General features: G+C 61.2%; 2 protein-coding genes and 4 tRNA genes. 2 read left to right on the top strand and 4 right to left on the bottom strand.

Features of this window, described 5'->3' with window-relative positions:
* Positions 1 to 208 precede the first annotated feature (208 nt).
* The gene (gene map / locus J7573_RS19250) at positions 209 to 979 is read left to right on the top strand and encodes a type I methionyl aminopeptidase (RefSeq protein ID WP_294338860.1); all 771 of its coding nucleotides are present in this window, start codon (positions 209 to 211) and stop codon (positions 977 to 979) included.
* A 151-nt stretch (positions 980 to 1,130) separates the two neighbouring features.
* Here the strand turns inward: map and J7573_RS19245 are convergent.
* From J7573_RS19245 to J7573_RS19230, 4 genes are all read right to left on the bottom strand, one after another.
* Positions 1,131 to 1,207: transfer RNA gene (locus J7573_RS19245), tRNA-Asp, on the bottom strand.
* Between the two features lie 13 nt (positions 1,208 to 1,220).
* Positions 1,221 to 1,296, bottom strand: a tRNA-Val gene (locus J7573_RS19240).
* A gap of 170 nt (positions 1,297 to 1,466) precedes the next feature.
* A tRNA-Asp gene (locus tag J7573_RS19235) sits at positions 1,467 to 1,543 on the bottom strand.
* Positions 1,544 to 1,556: 13 nt separating this feature from the next.
* Positions 1,557 to 1,632: transfer RNA gene (locus J7573_RS19230), tRNA-Val, on the bottom strand.
* A gap of 216 nt (positions 1,633 to 1,848) precedes the next feature.
* Here J7573_RS19230 and rdgC point away from each other — a divergent pair.
* Positions 1,849 to 2,769: a recombination-associated protein RdgC gene (gene rdgC / locus J7573_RS19225; protein WP_103449541.1), complete on the top strand. Its 921-nt coding sequence runs from the start codon at positions 1,849 to 1,851 to the stop codon at positions 2,767 to 2,769.
* Positions 2,770 to 2,973: the final 204 nt, after the last annotated feature.

Raw genomic sequence — 2,973 nt, 5'->3', positions numbered from 1 at the left:
ACCGCATGGTGCGGTTGCCTGTACCGGCCTCTTCGCGGGCACGCCCGCTCCCACAGGACCTCCACAGGTTTGAAAACTGCGCAGTACCTGTGGGAGCGGGCGTGCCCGCGAAGAGGCCGGTACAGGCAACCGCACCATGCGGTGGCAGCAACAAGGCCCATGGCGCTATGCTGGGGCAATTTCCAGCACGAGCCACAGCCCGCATTCCATGTCCAAGGTGATCCTCAAGACCCCCGCCCAACTCGAACTGATGCGCAACGCCGGCCGGCTGTTGGCCCAGGTGTTCGCCGAACTCGACAGCTTCATCCGCCCCGGCGTGACCACGATGCAGATCAACGACCGCGCCGAGGCCTTCATCGTCGATACCCTCAAGGCCCGCCCGGCAAGCAAGGGCCAGTACGGCTTCCCCTACTCGCTCAATACCTCGGTGGACCATGTGGTCTGCCACGGCATCCCCAAGGTCGATGAGGTGCTGAAGGAAGGCTCGATCATCAACGTCGACATCACCCTCGAACAGGGCGGCTACATTGCCGACTCGTCGAAGATGTACAGCATCGGGGCGATCAGCGAAGACGCCCAGCGATTGGTCGACACCACTTACGATGCGCTGTGGAAAGGCATCGAACAGGTACGCCCCGGGGCGACCCTGGGTGACATCGGCCACGCCATCCAGGCCCATGCCGAAGCGGCCGGCTACAGCGTGGTACGCGAGTACTGCGGCCATGGCATCGGCCAGCAGATGCACGAAGGGCCCGAAGTGCTGCATTTCGGCCTGCGCGGCATGGGCATGAAGTTGCAGCCGGGCATGGTGTTCACCATCGAACCGATGATCAACCAGGGCGGGCGCGGCACGCGGACGCTGAAGGATGGCTGGACGGTGATTACCCGGGACCACTGCCTGTCGGCGCAGTGGGAGCATACGGTGGCGGTGACCGAGGATGGGGTCGAGGTGCTGACGTTGCGGGAAGAAGAGCGTTAGAGCTGATACTGCTGGGACCGCTTTGCGGTCCTTTCGCGACACGAGGCCGCTCCTACAAGAAGAGCGCACATGCCGTAGAAACAAAAAAAGCGACCCGAGGGTCGCTTTCTTTGTGGCTTCCGGGTGTTCAGTGGGCCCTGGAAGCGGAATATGGCGCAGCGGACGGGACTCGAACCCGCGACCCCCGGCGTGACAGGCCGGTATTCTAACCGACTGAACTACCGCTGCGCTATTCAACGAGTGGTGGGTGATGACGGGATCGAACCGCCGACCCTCTGCTTGTAAGGCAGATGCTCTCCCGGCTGAGCTAATCACCCATTCGTCTCGGTGAGGCGCGCATTCTACGGACGAACCAGCAGCCTGGCAAGCCATTGATGCAACTTTTTCGCAAAAAATATCAGCCTCAAATTTCAGGCACAAAAAAAGCGACCCTAAGGTCGCTTTCTTTGTTACTTCCGGGTGTTCAGTGGGCCCTGGAAGTGGAATATGGCGCAGCGGACGGGACTCGAACCCGCGACCCCCGGCGTGACAGGCCGGTATTCTAACCGACTGAACTACCGCTGCGCTATACATCGAGTGGTGGGTGATGACGGGATCGAACCGCCGACCCTCTGCTTGTAAGGCAGATGCTCTCCCGGCTGAGCTAATCACCCTTCGTCTCGGTGTGGCGCGCATTCTACGGAGGGCCTGCCACCCTGGCAAGCACTTTTTTAATTTTTCTCAAAAAAAATTCCAAGCCTTTCAAAGACCTAGCGCAGCCGGGGCTTTTCTTCCCTTATAAACGGCTACTGGCCCTCTGACAGGGTTGGCCTGTGGGCACTGCTCGGAGAATAATGCCCGCCTTATGCATTAAGGAGAGATTGCCCCCCATGTGGTTCAAGAACCTGCTGTCCTACCGCCTGACCCAGGAAGTACCGTTCGAGCCTGAAGCGCTGGAAGCCGCGCTGGCCACCAAGCCAGCCCGCCCCTGCGCCAGCCAGGAGCTGACCACCTACGGTTTCATCGCGCCGTTCGGCAAGGGCGAAGACGCTCCCCTGGTGCACGTCAGCGGCGAGTTCCTGCTGGTGGCCGCGCGCAAGGAAGAACGCATCCTGCCGAGCAGCGTGGTCAACGATGCGGTGAAGGAAAAGGTCGAAGAGATCGAGACCGAGCAGATGCGCAAGGTCTATAAAAAAGAGCGCGACCAGATCAAGGACGAGATCATCCAGGCCTTCCTGCCGCGCGCGTTCATCCGCCGCTCGATGATCTTCGCCGCCATCGCCCCGCGCCTGGGGATGATCCTGGTCAACTCGGCCAGCGCCAAGCGCGCCGAAGACCTGCTGTCGACCCTGCGCGAAGTGATGGGCTCGCTGCCGGTGCGCCCGGTCACCGTGAAGATCGCACCAACCGCGACCATGACCGACTGGGTCAAGTCGCAACAGGCTGCCGAAGGCTTCTACGTGCTGGACGAGTGCGAGCTGCGTGACACCGCCGAAGACGGCGGCATTGTGCGCTGCAAGCGCCAGGACCTGACCAGCGAGGAAATCCAGCTGCACCTGAGCACCGGCAAGGTGGTCACCCAGCTGGCCCTGGCCTGGCAGGACAAGCTGTCGTTCGTGCTCGACGACAAGATGGTGATCAAGCGCCTGAAGTTCGAAGAGCTGCTGCAGGAGCAGGCCGAACAGGACGGTGGCGAGGAGGCTGCACAACAGTTCGATGCCAGCTTCCAGCTGATGATGATGACCTTTGCCGAGTTCCTGCCGGCGCTGTTCGAAGTGCTCGGTGGCGAGGAGATTCCGCAAGGGGTCTGATGGGGTTTGATAGACCGGTGCTGGCCTGAAATCAATTTTCGCCAGGACCGGCCTTTTCGCGGGTGAACCCGCTCCCACAACGATCACCACAATATTCGAGCCTGTGGCGATCCCTGTGGGAGCGGGTTCACCCGCGAAAAGGCCGGTCCTGGCGAAAATTGATTTCAGGCCAGCACCGGTCTATCAAACCCCATCAGACCCCTT

Origin of the sequence: Pseudomonas sp. (assembly GCF_017744435.1) — a bacterium.
Classification (GTDB): Bacteria; Pseudomonadota; Gammaproteobacteria; order Pseudomonadales; family Pseudomonadaceae; genus Aquipseudomonas.
The sequence above is the reverse complement of the archived record's forward strand: the minus strand, read 5'-3'. Positions and strand labels throughout refer to the sequence as shown.

What these genes read in the sequence shown, in the direction of transcription:
- map (WP_294338860.1), top strand. Translation starts at nt 209, where the DNA reads ATGTCCAAGGTGATCCTCAAGACCCCCGCCCAACTCGAACTGATGCGC.
- rdgC (WP_103449541.1), top strand. Translation starts at nt 1,849, where the DNA reads ATGTGGTTCAAGAACCTGCTGTCCTACCGCCTGACCCAGGAAGTACCG.